Origin of the sequence: Enterococcus sp. ARL09-542 (assembly GCF_005234805.1) — a bacterium.
GTDB lineage: Bacteria > Bacillota > Bacilli > Lactobacillales > Enterococcaceae > Enterococcus_D > Enterococcus_D gallinarum.
Genome location: NZ_QPQX01000016.1, coordinates 43833 through 61473, shown reverse-complemented (window position 1 = coordinate 61473; position 17641 = coordinate 43833). Strand labels below are relative to the sequence as shown.

General features: G+C 38.5%; 18 protein-coding genes and 1 other annotated feature. Of the genes, 1 reads left to right on the top strand and 17 read right to left on the bottom strand.

Features of this window, described 5'->3' with window-relative positions; translation table 11 throughout:
• Window positions 1–191: 191 nt before the first annotated feature.
• The 6 genes from recA to yfmF form a co-directional block, all read right to left on the bottom strand.
• Window positions 192–1238 carry a recombinase RecA gene (recA, locus tag DVW06_RS14410; RefSeq protein ID WP_137264806.1) on the bottom strand — a complete coding sequence of 349 codons (1047 nt, stop codon included), beginning with the start codon at window positions 1236–1238 and terminating at the stop codon, window positions 192–194.
• 103 nt (window positions 1239–1341) lie between these two features.
• Window positions 1342–2580, bottom strand: coding sequence for a competence/damage-inducible protein A (locus tag DVW06_RS14405; protein ID WP_003128983.1), 1239 nt, complete (start codon window positions 2578–2580; stop codon window positions 1342–1344).
• A gap of 82 nt (window positions 2581–2662) precedes the next feature.
• Window positions 2663–3244 (bottom strand): CDP-diacylglycerol--glycerol-3-phosphate 3-phosphatidyltransferase, encoded by a 582-nt coding sequence (pgsA, locus tag DVW06_RS14400; protein ID WP_005473048.1) that lies wholly within the window; start codon window positions 3242–3244, stop codon window positions 2663–2665.
• Window positions 3245–3355: 111 nt separating this feature from the next.
• Window positions 3356–4261: a helix-turn-helix domain-containing protein gene (locus DVW06_RS14395; RefSeq protein ID WP_003128979.1), complete on the bottom strand. Its 906-nt coding sequence runs from the start codon at window positions 4259–4261 to the stop codon at window positions 3356–3358.
• Window positions 4262–4593: 332 nt separating this feature from the next.
• A complete protein-coding gene (yfmH, locus tag DVW06_RS14390) occupies window positions 4594–5892 on the bottom strand; it encodes an EF-P 5-aminopentanol modification-associated protein YfmH (RefSeq protein WP_003128977.1) in 1299 nt (432 codons plus the stop codon).
• The gene (gene yfmF, locus DVW06_RS14385) at window positions 5885–7153 is read right to left on the bottom strand and encodes an EF-P 5-aminopentanol modification-associated protein YfmF (protein ID WP_137264805.1); all 1269 of its coding nucleotides are present in this window, start codon (window positions 7151–7153) and stop codon (window positions 5885–5887) included. The genes yfmH and yfmF overlap by 8 nt, the downstream gene beginning before the upstream one ends.
• Before the next feature lie 149 nt (window positions 7154–7302).
• Between yfmF and mscL the strand changes: the two genes are divergently transcribed.
• Window positions 7303–7746: a large conductance mechanosensitive channel protein MscL gene (mscL, locus tag DVW06_RS14380; RefSeq protein ID WP_005473052.1), complete on the top strand. Its 444-nt coding sequence runs from the start codon at window positions 7303–7305 to the stop codon at window positions 7744–7746.
• Window positions 7747–7875: 129 nt separating this feature from the next.
• Here the strand turns inward: mscL and DVW06_RS14375 are convergent, their stop codons facing one another.
• From DVW06_RS14375 to radA, 11 genes are all read right to left on the bottom strand, one after another.
• Entirely contained in the window at window positions 7876–8313 is a 438-nt protein-coding gene (locus DVW06_RS14375) for a GNAT family N-acetyltransferase (protein WP_003128973.1), read from the bottom strand.
• A 72-nt stretch (window positions 8314–8385) separates the two neighbouring features.
• Window positions 8386–8631: a Veg family protein gene (locus tag DVW06_RS14370; protein ID WP_003128972.1), complete on the bottom strand. Its 246-nt coding sequence runs from the start codon at window positions 8629–8631 to the stop codon at window positions 8386–8388.
• A gap of 87 nt (window positions 8632–8718) precedes the next feature.
• On the bottom strand, window positions 8719–9279 hold the full coding sequence (locus DVW06_RS14365; protein ID WP_003128971.1) for a sigma-70 family RNA polymerase sigma factor: 561 nt from the start codon (window positions 9277–9279) through the stop codon (window positions 8719–8721).
• Window positions 9280–9373: 94 nt separating this feature from the next.
• Window positions 9374–9892 carry an NYN domain-containing protein gene (locus DVW06_RS14360; protein ID WP_005473058.1) on the bottom strand — a complete coding sequence of 173 codons (519 nt, stop codon included), beginning with the start codon at window positions 9890–9892 and terminating at the stop codon, window positions 9374–9376.
• A complete protein-coding gene (gene rlmB, locus DVW06_RS14355) occupies window positions 9889–10716 on the bottom strand; it encodes a 23S rRNA (guanosine(2251)-2'-O)-methyltransferase RlmB (RefSeq protein ID WP_003129276.1) in 828 nt (275 codons plus the stop codon). Before rlmB ends, DVW06_RS14360 begins: the two co-directional genes overlap by 4 nt.
• The gene (locus tag DVW06_RS14350) at window positions 10664–11104 is read right to left on the bottom strand and encodes a Mini-ribonuclease 3 (protein ID WP_003129275.1); all 441 of its coding nucleotides are present in this window, start codon (window positions 11102–11104) and stop codon (window positions 10664–10666) included. The genes rlmB and DVW06_RS14350 overlap by 53 nt, the downstream gene beginning before the upstream one ends.
• Window positions 11101–12510, bottom strand: a complete 1410-nt coding sequence (gene cysS, locus DVW06_RS14345) for a cysteine--tRNA ligase (protein WP_003129274.1) — start codon at window positions 12508–12510, stop codon at window positions 11101–11103. The genes DVW06_RS14350 and cysS overlap by 4 nt, the downstream gene beginning before the upstream one ends.
• Window positions 12494–13039 carry a serine O-acetyltransferase EpsC gene (epsC, locus tag DVW06_RS14340; protein WP_003129273.1) on the bottom strand — a complete coding sequence of 182 codons (546 nt, stop codon included), beginning with the start codon at window positions 13037–13039 and terminating at the stop codon, window positions 12494–12496. The genes cysS and epsC overlap by 17 nt, the downstream gene beginning before the upstream one ends.
• Before the next feature lie 67 nt (window positions 13040–13106).
• Window positions 13107–13302: a binding site (T-box leader), on the bottom strand.
• Entirely contained in the window at window positions 13299–14756 is a 1458-nt protein-coding gene (gene gltX, locus DVW06_RS14330; protein WP_003129272.1) for a glutamate--tRNA ligase, read from the bottom strand. Its footprint overlaps the feature before it by 4 nt.
• A 177-nt stretch (window positions 14757–14933) precedes the next feature.
• On the bottom strand, window positions 14934–16061 hold the full coding sequence (locus tag DVW06_RS14325; RefSeq protein ID WP_003129271.1) for a PIN/TRAM domain-containing protein: 1128 nt from the start codon (window positions 16059–16061) through the stop codon (window positions 14934–14936).
• Between the two features lie 204 nt (window positions 16062–16265).
• The gene (gene radA, locus DVW06_RS14320; protein ID WP_003129268.1) at window positions 16266–17636 is read right to left on the bottom strand and encodes a DNA repair protein RadA; all 1371 of its coding nucleotides are present in this window, start codon (window positions 17634–17636) and stop codon (window positions 16266–16268) included.
• Between the last annotated feature and the right edge of the window lie 5 nt (window positions 17637–17641).

The following is a 17641-nucleotide window of genomic DNA, read 5'->3' as shown; positions in this document are numbered from 1 at the left end:
TGCTAAGCCAACTGATTGAGAATTAGAAACAATCTGCAGTAGGGAAGAATCATTTACACAAAATTATTGACGCTCCCTCACCTCCTATAGGTTTCATTTTAACGTGCAGTTTTTATGAGCAGATCTGTTATTACTGTACAAAAAAAGCCAAACACTTGAATGTTTGGCTTCTTCTTTATCGTTAAACGATCTTATTCGTCTAATGGTAGTTCTTCTTGCGCATCTTCTGTTTCAATGACCGTTTCTCCGGTACCAATGCCGTACGCATCGCGAACACGAGCAGAAACTTCCATCATCATTTCTTGATGTTCACGCATATAGTTTTTCGCGTTTTCCCGCCCCTGACCAATGCGATCTCCTTTATAAGCATACCAAGCACCGCTCTTATCAACAATGTCTTGCTCTACTGCCATATCAAGCAACTCTCCCTCTTGAGAGATTCCTTGTCCATACATCATGTCTACTTCAGCAACTTTAAAAGGTGGCGCTACTTTATTTTTGACAACTTTGATTTTTGTCCGGTTTCCGATAATGTCTGTTCCGGATTTTAATTGTTCTGCACGTCGTACCTCTAATCGAATCGTCGAATAGAATTTAAGCGCACGTCCACCAGGAGTTGTTTCAGGATTACCGAACATGATCCCAACTTTTTCACGAATTTGATTGATAAAAATCGCAATTGTTTTGGTCTTATTGATTGATCCAGATAATTTACGCAATGCTTGAGACATCAACCGGGCTTGAAGACCAACGTGGGTATCACCCATCTCACCATCGATCTCAGCTCTTGGTACCAAAGCGGCAACCGAGTCGATAACAACAATATCGACAGCTCCACTTGATACTAAAGCATCAGCGATCTCAAGACCTTGCTCACCTGTATCGGGCTGAGATAGCAGCAAATCATCGATATTTACACCCAATTTTTGTGCATATTGAGGATCTAATGCATGTTCTGCATCAATAAAGGCTGCTGTTCCGCCACCTTTTTGAACTTCAGCGATTGCGTGTAAAGCAACTGTGGTTTTACCAGAACTTTCTGGTCCATATACTTCAACAATACGTCCACGTGGATAACCACCCACACCTAAAGCAACATCCAAAGCCAATGAACCACTTGGAATCGTCAAAATTTGTTGATCGACTTTCTCACCAAGTTTCATAATGGCACCCTTACCATAGTTCTTTTCAATCTTTTTCAGTGCAGCATCTAAAGCTGCTTTACGATCATCTGCCAAACGGATAATCCCCCTTATTTTCTTCACTTTCGTGTGTCAATTACTATGTTAATAATAGTCCTTCTTTTAAAAAAATGCAAGAAAAAACGAACAAACATTCGCATCATCTTAACAATTCCTTACGTAATAGATCTAATCCTGCCATTACTGCACTATGACGAACGTATGCACGATCTCTGGAAAAATGATAGCACTTGCTTTTCACACCTTCATTGGTTGCTAAAGCAATCCAGACCGTTCCTGGGCGTTGATTCTCAAGCTCATCTGGTCCAGCTACCCCGGTAAAAGAAAGGGCGTAATCCGCTTTTTCTTTGGCTTGGGCAGCAAGCGCCATCGCTTCTGCACATTCCTTGCTGACAGTTCCATAAGCTGTTAGCAAGTCTTCATTGATTCCTAGCATCTTACTTTTTGTCTCTTTAGCATAAGTCACATAACCACCAGAAAATACACGGGACACGCCTGAGATGTCTCCCAGCGTCGCTTGAAAGAGTCCCGCTGTCAAACTCTCCGCAGCCGTCACGGTTTTTTTCTTTTCTTTCAACATATCAACGACTACTTCAGCTAATGAAGTATGCTCTCCATATCCATAAAAATATTCGCCCACTCTTGCTTGGATTTGTTGTTCTAATTCATCTAGTTTGGCTTGTCCTGCCGATTCATCCGTAGTTTTCACCGTCAAACGCAAGGTTACTTCATTGGGTTTAGCATACGGTGCGACCGTTGGGTTCTTCTGAGAATCAATTAGATCGGCAAGTTCAGTTACTAGTGCGGATTCTCCAATTCCATAAAATCGCAATACTCGAGAAATCAACTGTTCTTCTGATGAAAACTCTGTCTGCAAAATTGGACGGGCTTGTTGGATAAACATAGGTTTCAGTTCACTTGGTGGTCCAGGCAACAGGAGATATGCCGCTGTAGCTGTTCGGTAGAAGATACCGATTGCTAATCCAGTTGCATTAGGTAACGCTGTACCATCTTTGAATACCAACGTCTGCCTCAAATTATTTTCTGTCATAAAACGCTGACCATTTTTGAAAAAGGTCAGCATTTGCTCATACCCTGCTTCGTCACGAACGAGCTCTTGACCGACATGCTGTGCAACGATTTGTTTGGTTAAATCATCTTCTGTAGGTCCGAGACCACCGCAAAATACGATCAAGTCACTGCGATTCTCGGCAAGTGTTACTAGCTCTTCCAAACGCTTTGGATTGTCCCCTACAACACTATGATAGTAAACTTCGATTCCTAAACTAGCTAATTCTTCTGATAAGAAAGTTGCATTGGTATTCACCACCTGTCCCAAAAGCAATTCGGTCCCTACTGCAATAATCTCTGCCTTCATTTCATTACTCCTTCATTATCAACTACGTTGTAATTGATTTTTTTTACAAAAAAAGTTCAGAATTCCTCTGAACTTTTAGAAATTACATTGAACCTTTAAAAACACTGGCATTTTTAATGAAATAATCGATTCCAGAATAAATTGTAAAGATCAAACATACATACAACATGATTTGATCCAATGGAATGCCTATGAGTGAAAAAGGAAGATTGTTAATAAATAAGAAAATAATGGCAACCATTTGTGTTGCTGTTTTGATTTTACCAGGCCAAGCAGCAGCAAGAACTTCACCATGATGCTCTACTAACAAGAGCCTTAAACCGGTGACTGCTAACTCTCGACAAATGATGATAGAGACTACCCAAGCTGGAGCCTTATCCAATTCGACTAACATAATAAATGCAGTCATTACCAGCATTTTGTCCGCTAAGGGATCGGCAAATTTCCCAAAATTGGTAACCAATCCTCTGGAACGAGCAATTTTACCATCCAGCCAATCCGTAATGCTTGCAACAGCAAATAGAATGGCTGCTATCAGATGTGTTGTGAGTAAATCGACGCCTCCAACGTCCAATGTTCCTAAATCGATTGGCAACGCCAAAACTAAAATAAATATAGGAATCATTATGATGCGTAATACAGTTAATTGATTAGGTAAATTCAAAAAATTTGCTCCTCTCTGACAAATATTGTACGAAAAAAACGGAAATCATGCTACTACAGCACTTGCCATAGGAACAATGTTATCTTTCTAACTAATTAATCGTTCTTCTGATCAGTTTGTTTCTTGATACTCAATCGCTAAATGCACATTTTTTTGGAGCAATTTATACTGAGGATCATCGAAATCAATTTTTTGCCCGTTTGCCGCAATCTGGATATTTTGACTTGCACCAAGTACAATGGTTGCATTGGTTGCATTTTCTGGCAATGTCGTCGATTGGACTTCGCCCGCTTGTAAAGTATATTGGTAGACATACGCATTGTCTACAAGAATGCCTACCCAACACGAGGCATCTAATCCAGTTAACTCTAATTTAATTGGATTCGTCGCATCTTTAATTGAAATGCTGATATCTGATTGGGAAGATTCCCCTTTGGTCATAGTCATTTCTTTCTCACTAGATTCTGTGCTGCTAGAAGATTGAGTCTCTGACTCGCTCGTTTCTTTGCTTGCTGTCGATTCCACCGTGCTTGAGGTTGATGTATAGGCTGAATTCTCAACCACCGGTGCCGAACTACCTTGAATCATAGGGGTTGAATGTCTGTCTTGCCAAGCCATATACCCAACAATACAGATAATAGTGACTGCTACTAATCCTAATAAAATCATTGGTAAGTAGCGGGATAAAAACGTTCCGCCTTTTTCCTCTACATGCAAAGCTTTTCTCGATCCGCTTACGGTCTCAGGTTGAGGTCTTTTAGGCAGTGGTTCTGCCAATGTATCTTTTCCATCAAATACAGAAACTAACTTATCTCCGTCCTCACCTACAGCGGCGGCATATTGACGAATAAATGCACGAACATAAAAAGTTCCTGGTAATTGTTCAAAACGATCGGCTTCGATTGCCTCCAAATACCTTTTTTGAACTTTTGTCATTTGCTGTAATTCATCTAATGAAATATGTTTATCTAAACGGGCTTGCCGTAATTTTGCTCCAATCGTAGTTTCGTTGGCCACTCGATCATCTACTCCAGTCTTTACTATTCATTTTATGGAAGGCAAACACTTGGATCGGAAATCCACTTCGTTTCTCCTTGTCATCCTTGGATTGCTTAATTGATAGGTTGTTTATTAAATATAACATTTTTACTCTTGATTTTTCATCATAAATGAAAATTGTTCAATCAGTATCATTTAAAGAATACCATAAAAAAAATTGACTGAGGATAACATTCAGACAAGTCGCAAACAAAATTTAATACTTTTTGATCTCATTACTCATTCTTCTACAAAAACAAGAGCCATCTATCAGAAAATGCATAGACGGCATCTTACACAATGACGATTAATCAGTTAGTTTTAGTTGGTAGCAAGTAAAACCGACTGAATGCTTTTTGATCAATGAATACTTTAGCAGCAGATCGAACATCATTGAGCGTGATTGAACGTATAACATCTGGCAAATCAAAGAGTGTTGTTTCGCCAAATAAGCTTTGTGTAAATTGATTAGCAATAAATTCTAATGAATTGAGAGATTGAAAATATTTACCCAGCATTTTTTTCTTAAGTAACTCAAGATTCTTCTCGTTCATTTCAGGATCATTTTCATAATTCAATAAAATTTCTTCAACCGCTTGAAGCATCTCTTCAGGGTATTCTGCATCTCCAGAAAAATCAGCAAAGTAAAAACTTCGATCCAAACTTACTTCGAAACCAAACGTATCATCAATAATTCCTTGATCATACAACCTTAAGTAATTAGCTGAAGTATTACCTAAAAGTAATTGGAACAATAAATTCAAAGATTGTTTATATCGTAGCAACTCCCGACCTTCCGTCGGACGTTTCTCCATATTCCCTTTGATACCCAAAACACCTTTTGGTCGCGTAACGGGCATCCTCATAATACTTTCTGGAATAATTTCTTGAACGGTTTCTTCCGGAAATTGACGCTTAATTTCTTTTGCTGCAGAAAAAGTTTTTGCTGCCTGGTTTTCTCTGATCCAGTTCATTGTCTCTTCTGGATCGATGTTTCCAACTATGAACAAAGTCATATTGCTTGGGTGGTAGAATGTATGGTAGCACAGATAAAGATCTTCTGCTGTGATGGCTGCTATACTTTCAACAGTCCCAGCAATATCAATGTGAAGCGGATGCTTTGGATATAGATTCTTAATGACACCAAAAAATTGTTGCCAGTTAGGATCATCATCATACATCTGAATTTCTTGCCCAATGATCCTTTTCTCTTTCTCAACCGTTTCTTTCGTAAAATAAGGCATCTGTACAAAATCTAAAAGGGTTTCTAAATTTTTTCGAATTTGATTGGTAGCCGAAAAAAGATAACTCGTTTTTGTGAAGCTAGTAAATGCATTGGCTGATGCTCCATGTTGCCCAAATTTTTGAAAGACATCACCGTCTTCTTTTTCAAAAAGTTTATGCTCTAAGAAATGGGCAATACCATCTGGTACAGTATGCATCGTTTCATTCGCATAACCAAAATGATTATCGATAGAACCATAATCTGTACTAAAAAGACCGTATGTTTTATGAAACCCTTCTTTAGGTAATAAATAAACTGTTAATCCATTGGGTAATATCTCTTTATACAAGACTTCATTTATTTGATTATAATGTTTTTTATTCATGATCAAGCTCCTTATCTAAAAAGAATACGGCTTGAAGTTCGATCTTTTGAGCAATTTTTTGAACATCTGTGACCGATACCTCTTCCAAACGCTGTATAAATTGCTCTTCACTCATTTTAGTATTCGGTACCCACTGATTAAGATATTCTGTTTCAATCAAAGACTGTGGACTATCCAACGATAACAAAAACTGATTTTTAAGCATAGCTTTTGTCTGTGCCAATTCAGCCTCTGTAATTTCTCCTCTTTGTAAACTTTGAAGTTGTTGTTCAATCAAAGTAAAGACTTGATCCCGGTTACTGCCATCAATTCCTGTTTGAACAGATAAATAACCTCGAAATGTATCCACATTACTTGATGCATAGTAAGCTAAGCTCTCTTTTTCTCTAACATTCATAAATAGTTTTGAATGAGGAAATCCGCCAAATAATCCATTAAAAACCATGAGAGAGAAACGTTCCGGTTGATTATAATAAACACCCGTACGATAACCTAAGTTCAGTTTTGCCTGAGTCACAGGCTCTCTGACGATTTTCTCGCGGATAATATTTTCCAAATCTTGACGATAAAAAACAGAAAGATCTTTTTCAGGACGATTTTCAAAGGGGAGATCCTTCATAACTTCAATTACTTGATCTTCTTCGACATCCCCAATCACAAAAATATCTACAGCATCTTCTTTAATCATAGAACTATATGTTTCTGTTAGTTCTTTTGCCGTCACATCTTCCAAATCTTCAGGACGACCAAAACTTGGAAATTTTTGATTGTCACTTTTTGAAAAAAATAATTCTTGTAAGCTTAATGAAGCAAACGCCTGTTTATCCTCAGCAATACTTCTCATATAAGCAATCAAATTGCTTTTTTCGATCGTAAAATTTTTTGATTCAAATTCATCTTGAACAATATTTGGGAAAAAAAGCACTTCTTTCAAAAAAGAAACAGCTTGGGTAAATAGTTCTTCATCAGCAACATATTTTCCGTTGACGAACGACATCGCTGCATTGACTTGATGAAGATCCCCTTTTTTATTAACATTCATGCCAAAGCTTGCTCCATAAAATTCTGCCAGTTGCGTACTAAAGGCTGTTTGAGTGGGATAACGCAAACTAGTTGTCTCTAATAAACTCGTCAATAATGTGCGTTTCGCAGCCGTTTCAGCCGCTAATTGCGAAGTAAATCGAATAAAAACACGGATTGTTTTATATTTTTTAGTCGGCAAAACCGTGAGTCGAACATTTTTTTTTAGTTCAATTGCCATAATGCACCTCTTATCCTCTCAAAAATCATCTCTTCAATTATAGCATAATGCAGAATTTTTCCAGAAAAATTACTCATTTTACGGGCGTATATTTTTATAAATCATCGTTTATTCGTTATACTAAGAATAAATTTAAAGGAGGTTTGTTTATGATCAAGGAATTTAAAGAATTTATTTTGCGCGGAAATGTGATTGACTTAGCTGTTGGGGTTGTCATCGGGAGTGCCTTCACAGCGATTGTCACCAGTTTGGTAGAAGGTCTTTTAACACCATTAGTTTCGCTGGTATTTTCATTTTTCGGCAGCGAAGATGCATTTTCAGGGCTTGTTTGGGAGCCTAAAAAAAATGTCGTCTTTAATTTCGGTCAAGTGATTACTGCAATTATTACATTCTTGATTACTGCTTTTGTTCTATTCTTAATCGTTAAAGCTGTGAATAAATTGCGCAATCTTCATCAAAAACCAGTTGAAGAAGAAGAACCAGAAGTTACTGCCGAAGACTATCTTCAAGAAATTCGTGACTTATTGAAAGTACAAACAGAATCCCGTACCAATATCACAACTAATGATATAAACCGTGATCCTTTTAACTAGATAGTTTTTTAGAATGATTCGAACAATAATGGATAGCTCTTGAAATCAGAAAAGCTCTGGCAAATACATGTCAGAGCAGAGAGTTATTCATGATTTGTTCATCTTTTTTTTTATAAGTAATGACTGCTTTTATTTCTCTTTTCTCATAACCACATGTAAAATTCCATCTTCATCAAAAGGATCGGAAACAGTGACAAAATTATATTTCCCGTAAAATTTCTGCAAATGCGCTTGAGCTTCGATTTCAATCGGAGCATTTGGATAGAAACGATTTAGTTGTTTGATGATTTCTTGTAGCAATTGATCCCCATGCCCTTGTCCACGGAACAGAGGATTTACTAAAACTCGACCAAAATGAACCGTACCTTCGATAAAATATATCCTTGCATAAGAAACAAGTTGTTGCTGTTCATCAAAAATACAAAGATGTTTAGCAATCAAATCAATTGCATCTACTTCTTGATAGGGACAATTTTGTTCTACGACAAACACTTGAGTACGTAAAGCAGCGATTTGGTGAAATTCTAATCCGGTCATCTCATGCAACTCTTTTATCATAACAATCATTCTACTATCTCCTAACTAATCAATAATAAAAAATACAAAAAAAGAGCTAACATTTTGTCAGCCCTTTTCTGATCAAACAGCTTTTGTTAAAAATTCAATCTCAACCGTTCGAGTAAGAATATCCGAATAACTATAGGAAACACGTTCGAACGAATTTTCGTTTGGATCTAAATCCACGACAAACACAGAAGGGTATGTTTCTGTCAAAACACCACGGCGTTCCGTTTGACGTTTACGCCCAGTTTGAGCAACTAGCATGATTTCACTGCCTATACGACCTTCTAAATCTTTTTTGATTGTTGCTAAAGTTGTTGGCATCGCATTCACCTCAAGCAACAGTATACTATAATTTACAGAAAATTTCAAGTTTACCATAAAATAATTATTCTTTCAATAAGATTTTCTCTAAGGGTTCATAAGAAGCGCTCTCAATTTCTTTTTACCGCGGTTGTAAGCGCTTTTAATTTGTTGCAGTGGAAGTTCTGTTTGTTCTGCGATTTGTTCAAGTTCTAATCCTTTCAAGTAATTCATTATAACGATTTGCTCTAACTTCGAAAATGGCGAATCGTATTTATTCATAGTTTCTTGAAGCATTAAATACTTCTCCGCTTTTTCAGTTTGTTCATTTTGATCGGAGAGAAAATTTGGTCCTTCATGAGAAATTTTTTCTTCAAGAGAAGAAGAATTTAATTGTGCTTTTCTTTTTTGTGCTTGTTGCAACCGTAATAAACTGCAGACGCGATTTTCAAACGAGCGTTTGAACAAAACTCCTAGTGTTGTTCCACGGTTTTCATCATAAGCCTGCAGACATTTGTTAAAAACAATACGGCCTTCTTGCATCCAATCATCTAAATCATAATCTTTGAGATAATATTTTTTGTACATAATCTCGACGATAGGGCGATACTTGAAAAACATTGCTTCAAATTCTTCTGAACTCCTACTGATTGATTCGTTTGATTTCATTTTGTTACGCTCCTTTTATGCTTAATTTTTGGTACAAAAAGAGCGTAACATATTCTTGTTCATTAGTTTCTCATTTAACGAACCAACTTTGTCCCTAACTCAAATCATGCAGTTTTTTTTCTAATTCAGCTAATTGTTCAGGCGTCCAAGGAGAGTTTCTGCGAAAATTTTCAAATTTGATGTCTGTTTGATGCTGATGGATTGCTTCTTCTGTTTTTTCAATACTTTTATAAAGCTCTCGAGCAGAAGTTCGCAACGCACCTTGAGAAAACACAACCCATTGTTCTGCTAAGTCACTCGTTGCAACTGTTACTTGAGTCAAACGGTCATTCAATTCTCCAGCGATGCGTTCGATATAGCTGTCAGCAGTTTCACCTTCTTCAGTAAAGATGACTTGTAACTGATATTTACTATAGCTTTGAGTAACACCGGGAACCAATTGCGCATCAAATACAACAATAATCTTTAATCCTTCGTATTTTGAATAATTGGATAATCGATGCAATAACGCCTCTCTTGCATCTTCTAAACGATCTTGGTTTTTTAATAAGACTAATTCAGGCCAAGCACCAATCATATTATAGCCATCGACGATTAGCAGGGGCGTTTTCATTGCGGCGCCCCATTTCGACTAGTAAAAGCTTGATACATTAATAACCCAGCTGCCACACTAGCATTCAAACTTTGTACATGACCAGTCATCGGAATAGTCAACATCTCATCAACATCTTTTTTCAATCCTTCACTCATTCCTCGACCTTCATTGCCGATAATCAATCCCGCTGCCCCTTGAGCATTCCACAAACGGTAATCAGTTCCTTTCATATCCGTTCCAAAAATCCAAAAACCAGCTTGTTTTAGTTGTTGAATCGCTTGGCTTAAATTGGTGACACGAGCAATCGGAATATGTTCTACAGCACCAGTAGAAGTCTTCACGACTACAGGAGTGATTCCTACTGCACGGTGTTTCGGAATAATGATTCCGTCTACCCCACTAGCATCCGCTGTTCTCAGGATTGAACCAAAATTATGTGGATCCTCTAAATTGTCTAAAATCAAATAGAATGACTGCTCTTTTGTTTGTGCCAATAATTCATCCAGTGATAGGTATTCATAAGGGGTGATCGCTAAAATCACACTTTGATGGACGCCTTGATTGCTCATTTGATCGAGCTTTTGTTTTGGCACCCACTTGACTGGGACAGACTGTGCGCGAGCAGCTTCTTTTAACCCATCGATTTTTTCCCCTCTGGCATCCTCTGCCATAAATAATTTATTCCCGCGTCCTTCTTTCAACGCTTCAATTACCGCATGATAACCGAATACAAAATTCTCATCTATCAATTCAGTTGTTTCTTCACGAAAATTCTTTCTAGTGTGCTGTTTATTTTTTACCGTGTTTTGACGCGACGGTTTTCTTTGTTTCTTTTCCCTCATCTTCTTCCCCTACTTTCTTGATACACCAAGCTACGAGCGTGTCTAAACGATCCTGTTGCTTTGTTAAGTGTAGATACCCAATTAAGGATTCAAAGCCTGTAGCAATGCGATAGGTGGTTACATCAGCATTTTTTGCACTGGTATGGCTTTTACTATTTCGTCCACGACGGTAAAAATCATATTCTTCTTCAGTCATTATTTCTTCATCAAGCATCTTTTGGATCAATGCCGCCTGAGCTTTTGCTGATACATAGTGTGTCGCCATATGATGAAGCTGATTAGGTCTTGTTTGTCCTTGTTCAATCAAATAGTCCCGAATGTATACTTCATAGACCGCGTCCCCAATATAGGCTAACGCTAGTCCGTTCAACTGTTTGTAATCTCTCATGCGTCTCTTCTCCACCGGGTACCTTGCGCTGTGTCTTCCAAGATAATCCCTTTTTCTTTTAGCACATCCCGGATTTCATCGCTTCGGGCAAAATCTCTTGCTTGTCTTGCTTGGATACGTTCTTCGATTAGTTGTTCGATCTCTTCATCTAAAAGTTCCTCACCCACAAAGTAAATCCCAAAGATGGCTAGCCATTCCTTGAATTTTTCAACTGCAGCAGTCAATAATTCTATATCGATTGAAGCACTTTCACTGTAAGTGTTCAACCATTTTGCAAGTTCATATACTACTGTGATACCATTTGCTGCATTAAAATCGTCATCCATTTCTTGTACAAAACGCTGTTCAAATTCTGCTAAGATGGCATGGTCGGTTCCTTCTGGGAATCCTTCTTTACTATTTTGCAAACGAAATTGTGCATTTTCTAAGGCTGTTCTCAATTTTTGCAGATTTGTTTCTGCCTCTTTCAATGTCGTTTCACTGTATTTGATTGGACGCCGATATTGGGTAGTAGCCAAAAAGAAGCGCAAAACTTGAGGATCAATTTTTTGAACCATTTCATGGACAGTAACGAAATTGCCCAAAGATTTACTCATTTTTTCTTCTTCTTCACCAATCGTGACATAACCATTGTGCATCCAATAATTAGCAAACGTCTTACCCGTTTTCGCTTCACTCTGTGCAATTTCATTTTCATGATGAGGGAAAGTCAGGTCCTGTCCACCTCCATGAATATCTATTGTTTCTCCTAAATGTTTGGTTGCCATAACGGAGCACTCGATGTGCCAACCGGGACGTCCTAGTCCCCATGGTGAATCCCAAGCGATTTCGTTTTCCTTAGCCGCTTTCCACAAAGCAAAATCTAACGGATCTTCTTTGATCTTTTGTTCTTCACCCGTTCGTTGACTGGCCCCAACTTCTAATTCATCAATTGATTGATCACTTAACTGACCATAGTGCTTGAATTTACGTGTACGGTAATACACATCATTATTTGCCATATAGGCGTATCCTTTATCTACTAATACTTGAATAAACGCAATAATGTCTTCGATGTGATCCATTACTCGCGGATTTAATGTAGCTGGTTGAACATTTAAAGCCGCAGTATCTTTATTGAATGCTTCGATAAAACGATCTGCTATTTCTGGAGCAGAAGTTTTCAATTCTTTGGCGGTCCGAATAATTTTGTCGTCAACATCGGTGAAGTTCATTACGTAATCGACTTCATACCCTCTATATTCTAAGTATCTGCGAATCGTGTCAAAAGATACTACACTACGTCCGTTGCCGACGTGGATATAATTGTAAACTGTTGGCCCGCAAACATACATTTTCACCCTACCTTGTTCGAGAGGTTGGAAAACTTCTTTTTTACGTGTTAACGTATTATAAATTTTGATCATCTTGGCTAACCTTCTTTCCTTTGATTCTTACGACTTTGGCTGGTATTCCTACAGCAGTCGCTTCATTTGGGATATCACTAAGAACCACTGCACTAGCACCGATTCTGGCGCTTTCCCCTATTGTGACAGGGCCAAGAATTTGTGCATGAGCTGAAATGAATGCCCCTTTTTTTATGGTCGGGTGGCGTTTCCCTTTTTCTTTACCTGTCCCGCCTAGTGTTACACCGTGAAATAATACGACGTCATCTTCAATAATAGCTGTTTCTCCAATTACAACACCCATCCCGTGATCGATAAAAACCCCTTCGCCAATCTGAGCACCAGGATGAATCTCGATGCCTGTCAGAAAACGCCAAAACTGGGATGTGAGTCTAGCTAGAAGAAAGAGTTTTTTTTGAAATAAAAAATGCGACCAGCGATGCCAAAACAATGCGTGAAAGCCCGGATAAGACAATACGATTTCCAGCGTTGATCGAGCTGAAGGGTCATTTTTTTTCGCTGCTGCAATTGCTTTTTGGGTCCAAGTCATCTTCTCACCTGCTTCCCCTATTGATTACTTACATACAAAAAAGCATCTTTCAAATAAGTTTCCTTATTCAAAAGACGCTCAACCACGTGGTTCCACTTTTGTTCACAGAATTTTCTGCCTTGGTGCAGGTAACGTCTGCTGCCGTTTTTGACTTGCGCCAAAACCACTCCTAGGTGCATTTCCTTACTTTTTTTAATCACTCTCACCACCCGTGATCTCTCTTCAAAAAAAAGGTAAGTACTTCGTCTATTCTTCGTGTTTATAATACATTATTTAAATGATCAAGTGCTTTTTCTTTTCCTAGTAATTCTACTGTATCCGGTAATTCTGGTCCGTGCGTTTGTCCTGAGACAGCAACACGAATTGGCATAAACAAGTTTTTGCCTTTGATTCCTGTTTCTTTTTGGATCTCTTTGATTGCAGCTTTTACTGTTGGTGCGTCAACTGTAGTCATTGCAGTCAATTTTTCTTTAAAGGCATTGAGTACAGTTGGAACAGTTTCACCCGCCAAGACTTCTTGCGCAGCAGCATCCAATTCAGGATGTTCATTAAAGAATAACTCAGAAACTTCCACAATTTGTGCAGCATAACTCATTTGTGGTTGATATAGTGAGACGATTTTTTTCAGCCATTCTCTTTTTTCTACGGAAGGCTCTTCTTCAATTCGACCTGCTTTGATTAAATATGGCAAACACATTTCTGTCAACTGATCCAGGTCCATTTGACGCATATAGTGGTTGTTGACCCACTCCAATTTTTTGGCATCAAAAGCCGCTGGTGATTTGCTCAAGCGTTCTGGATCAAACATTTGGATCAATTCAGATTGAGAAAATAACTCATCTTCTCCTACTGGGGACCAACCCAACAATGCGATAAAATTGAACATTGCTTCTGGTAAGTATCCTAATTCACGATACTGCTCAATAAATTGTAAAATTGATTCATCGCGTTTACTTAGCTTTTTACCAGTTTCGCTGTTGATGATCAGTGTCATGTGTCCAAATTGTGGCGCTTGCCAACCAAATGCTTCATAGATCATCAATTGTTTTGGTGTATTAGCAATATGGTCATCGCCCCGCAATACATGTGTGATTTTCATATGATGATCATCAACTGCCACTGCAAAGTTATATGTTGGCATCCCATCGCGCTTTTGAATGACAAAATCGCCGCCTACATTATCTGACTCAAAAACGATCTCACCTTTTACCATATCATGAAACTTATACTCTGTATTTCTAGGAACTCGGAAACGAATAACTGGTTGGATACCTTGTGCTTCTTTTTCCGCTTGCTCCTCTGGTGTTAGATTAGCGCATTTTCCGCCATAATGAGGCATTTCGCCACGTTCGCGTTGTTCTTCACGCTCTGCTTCTAGCTCTTCTTCTGTACAATAACACTTATAGGCACGATTGCTTGCTAGCAACTGATCAATCAATGGTTGGTACAACTCACCGCGTTCTGATTGGCGGTACGGTCCGTACTCTCCAGGGTTTGCAGGGGATTCATCCCAATCAATACCCAACCAAGCGAGATTCTCTAGCTGGCTCTTCTCACCATCTTCAATGTTTCTTTTTTGATCCGTATCCTCAATACGGATAATAAATTCGCCATCGTTATGACGTGCAAATAAATAGTTAAACAATGCTGTTCGGGCATTTCCGATGTGTAGATGTCCAGTTGGACTTGGAGCATAACGTACTCGCACTTTAGTCATCTTTTTCCTCTTCCTTCATCTGATTTGCAAACAATCCTTTGCTGTTCGGTTTTTACCTTCTAGCTTATAGGGAAAATCTCCGATAATAAAATAGTTCGCTCAGCTAGAATTGTACAATCATTAAGCAAAATAGTAAAGGCAACCGGCGTAAAATCCGCCAATTGCCATTGATTATTGCTAATTTTTTGTGTCATCCTGATTATCGATTCCACGACTTGAATGAGCCGGTTTAGCAAATATCATTCGTCCCGCAGCTGTCTGCAGTGCGCTCGTAACAACTACTTGGATATGTTCATTCATGTAATGCTGTCCATCTTCAACAACAACCATCGTTCCGTCATCCAAATAAGCGACACCTTGTTGTCTTTCCGTTCCAGCTTTTACAACAAGTACATTCATTGTTTCTCCAGGAATCACTACTGGTTTAACTGCATTCGCAAGAGCGTTGATATTTAACACAGGAACATTTTGAAATTCTGAAACTTTGTTTAAATTATAGTCATTTGTAACCACAATACCATCAAGGATCTTTGCTAATTTGATCAATTTGCTGTCGACCTCAGAAATATCATCGAAGTCACCCTCATACATTTCAACAGCGATACCTTCTTCTTTTTGCAAAGCATTCAAAATATCTAATCCACGTCGACCTCGTACACGTTTCAAGCTGTCTCCTGAATCTGCAATATATTGTAATTCATATAAAACAAAATTGGGAATTAATAGGACCCCTTCAAGAAAACCTGTCTTAGCAATGTCGTAGATACGTCCATCGATGATAACACTCGTATCGAGAATTTTATACTTATGAAAATGATCAGCTATTTTACGATCAAGCATCTGTTGTTCTTCAACAGGTTCTGTTTTCTTGCTTTTAGAAGAAAAGATTTTTTTCCATTCTTCGATTCGAGTCGTGCCAATTTGAAAGCCAAGATATCCCAACAACGCCATTACTAAAATAGGCGCGATTCCGTTAATAAAAGGAATATCCCAATTATAAAAAGGAATCGATACAATGACCCCGATCATTAAACCAATAATTGATCCGATTGCTCCAAATAATAAATAAGTTAGACTCAATTCACTCAATTTTTCTTCAATTTTACGAATTCCAGCTGCAATATATTTCGCTAATAGCAAAGATAATAAAAAGAAAATAAGGGCTCCAAGCAAGCTATTAGTGATATTATTGTTCAGCCATTCATTTTTTGATTGACCAATGGTTTGCCATGCAACAGGCATTAATGAGATACCTAAACTTGCTCCAGCAAGAACCATTAGCGCAGTAATGACTCGTTTCTGCATACACGTTCCTCCAAACTAATTTAGTACGAAGCTGAGACTCATAAACGAAAAAATCTTTTTTAGAAAGAGCTGGACAAAGATAGCACCTTCTGATGCAAATAGTTCTCAATAAACAGTCTTCATTCATTCTTGTTCTGATAATTTCGTTATTTTCGTCTCATCTTCGAATTTATTCTTTTTTTTTTAACTAACACCTTATCAGAATTAACGAAAAACTTTTCGTAGGGTTTCCGATAAAGTTGACACGCCTTCTACTTCGATACCTTTGGGCGGTTGCCACCCAGTAAGATTATTTTTAGGTAAATATACTTTAGTAAATCCTAATTTTTGCACTTCTTTTACCCGTTGTTCGATCGCATTGACGCGTCGAATCTCACCAGTCAACCCAATTTCACCGATAAAACATTCCGTAGGACTCGTACCTTTTTCCTTATAACTTGAGGCTATGCTGACTGCAATTGCTAAATCGATTGCAGGTTCATTTAATTTTACACCACCAGCTGCTTTTAAATAAGCATCTTGATTCTGTAGAAGCAACCCAGCCCGTTTTTCAAGGACCGCCATGATTAATGAAACACGATTAAAATCCAATCCGGTAGTCGTTCGTTTAGCGTTACCAAACATAGTTGGTGTCACCAAAGCTTGGATCTCTACTAAAATCGGTCGACTGCCTTCCATTGCAACAACGATGGCAGAACCCGTAGCGCCTTCTAATCGCTCCTCAAGAAAGACTTGAGAGGGGTTGGCTACTTCTTTCAATCCGCCTGCTTCCATTTCAAAAATCCCAATCTCATTTGTCGAACCAAATCGATTTTTGACGGCACGCAAAATACGGAAGCTGTGATGCTTTTCACCTTCAAAATATAAAACGGTGTCCACCATGTGCTCTAGCATTCGTGGACCAGCAATTGAACCTTCTTTGGTTACATGTCCCACAATAAAAATAGCAATCCCGTTGGTTTTAGCCAGTTTTAGAAGTTCGGCAGTCGTTTCTCGAACCTGACTCACGCTTCCTGCCACACTAGTGATATCTGGTTGTGTCATCGTTTGTATCGAATCTATGATGACATAATCCGGTGTTAGATTTTCGATTGCCTTGCTTATCTCAGACATATCCGTTTCTGGATATAAATAAAATTCCGTATCAATGGCTCCTAAACGCTGGGCACGCATTTTTATCTGCTCTGCACTTTCCTCACCCGAAACATACAATACTTTGCCGCCAATAGCTGCAAGCTGCTGTGAGACTTGCAGTAAAAGAGTCGACTTGCCGATTCCTGGATCACCACCAATCAAAATCAATGATCCCGGAACAACACCACCACCCAAAACTCGGTTTAGCTCTGCTAGTTTGGTCTGTACTCGTGGTTCTTTCTTTGGTATGACATCAGCAATTTTTGTTGGTTGCATCCGTTGTCCCGTAAGAGTAGTCCGTACTCGCCGATCCGTTGTTTCTTGAATCACTTCTTCTACCATCGAATTCCAACTACCACAATTAGGGCACTTCCCTAAATACTTTGGTGAAGAATATCCGCAATTTTGGCAGACAAACTGACTCTTTGCTTTCTTAGCCATTGCAA

Bases quoted from the DNA above. Each gene is read 5' to 3' on its own strand.
- mscL (WP_005473052.1), top strand. From the start codon at position 7,303: ATGATCAAGGAATTTAAAGAATTTATTTTGCGCGGAAATGTGATTGAC.
- DVW06_RS14365 (WP_003128971.1), bottom strand. From the start codon at position 9,279: ATGAAATCAAACGAATCAATCAGTAGGAGTTCAGAAGAATTTGAAGCA.
- DVW06_RS14405 (WP_003128983.1), bottom strand. From the start codon at position 2,580: ATGAAGGCAGAGATTATTGCAGTAGGGACCGAATTGCTTTTGGGACAG.
- yfmF (WP_137264805.1), bottom strand. From the start codon at position 7,153: ATGGCAATTGAACTAAAAAAAAATGTTCGACTCACGGTTTTGCCGACT.
- radA (WP_003129268.1), bottom strand. From the start codon at position 17,636: ATGGCTAAGAAAGCAAAGAGTCAGTTTGTCTGCCAAAATTGCGGATAT.
- DVW06_RS14370 (WP_003128972.1), bottom strand. From the start codon at position 8,631: ATGCCAACAACTTTAGCAACAATCAAAAAAGATTTAGAAGGTCGTATA.
- DVW06_RS14350 (WP_003129275.1), bottom strand. From the start codon at position 11,104: ATGAGAGATTACAAACAGTTGAACGGACTAGCGTTAGCCTATATTGGG.
- epsC (WP_003129273.1), bottom strand. From the start codon at position 13,039: ATGACTTGGACCCAAAAAGCAATTGCAGCAGCGAAAAAAAATGACCCT.
- cysS (WP_003129274.1), bottom strand. From the start codon at position 12,510: ATGATCAAAATTTATAATACGTTAACACGTAAAAAAGAAGTTTTCCAA.
- gltX (WP_003129272.1), bottom strand. From the start codon at position 14,756: ATGACTAAAGTGCGAGTACGTTATGCTCCAAGTCCAACTGGACATCTA.
- DVW06_RS14325 (WP_003129271.1), bottom strand. From the start codon at position 16,061: ATGCAGAAACGAGTCATTACTGCGCTAATGGTTCTTGCTGGAGCAAGT.
- rlmB (WP_003129276.1), bottom strand. From the start codon at position 10,716: ATGAGGGAAAAGAAACAAAGAAAACCGTCGCGTCAAAACACGGTAAAA.
- yfmH (WP_003128977.1), bottom strand. From the start codon at position 5,892: ATGAATAAAAAACATTATAATCAAATAAATGAAGTCTTGTATAAAGAG.
- DVW06_RS14360 (WP_005473058.1), bottom strand. From the start codon at position 9,892: ATGAAAACGCCCCTGCTAATCGTCGATGGCTATAATATGATTGGTGCT.
- DVW06_RS14375 (WP_003128973.1), bottom strand. From the start codon at position 8,313: ATGATTGTTATGATAAAAGAGTTGCATGAGATGACCGGATTAGAATTT.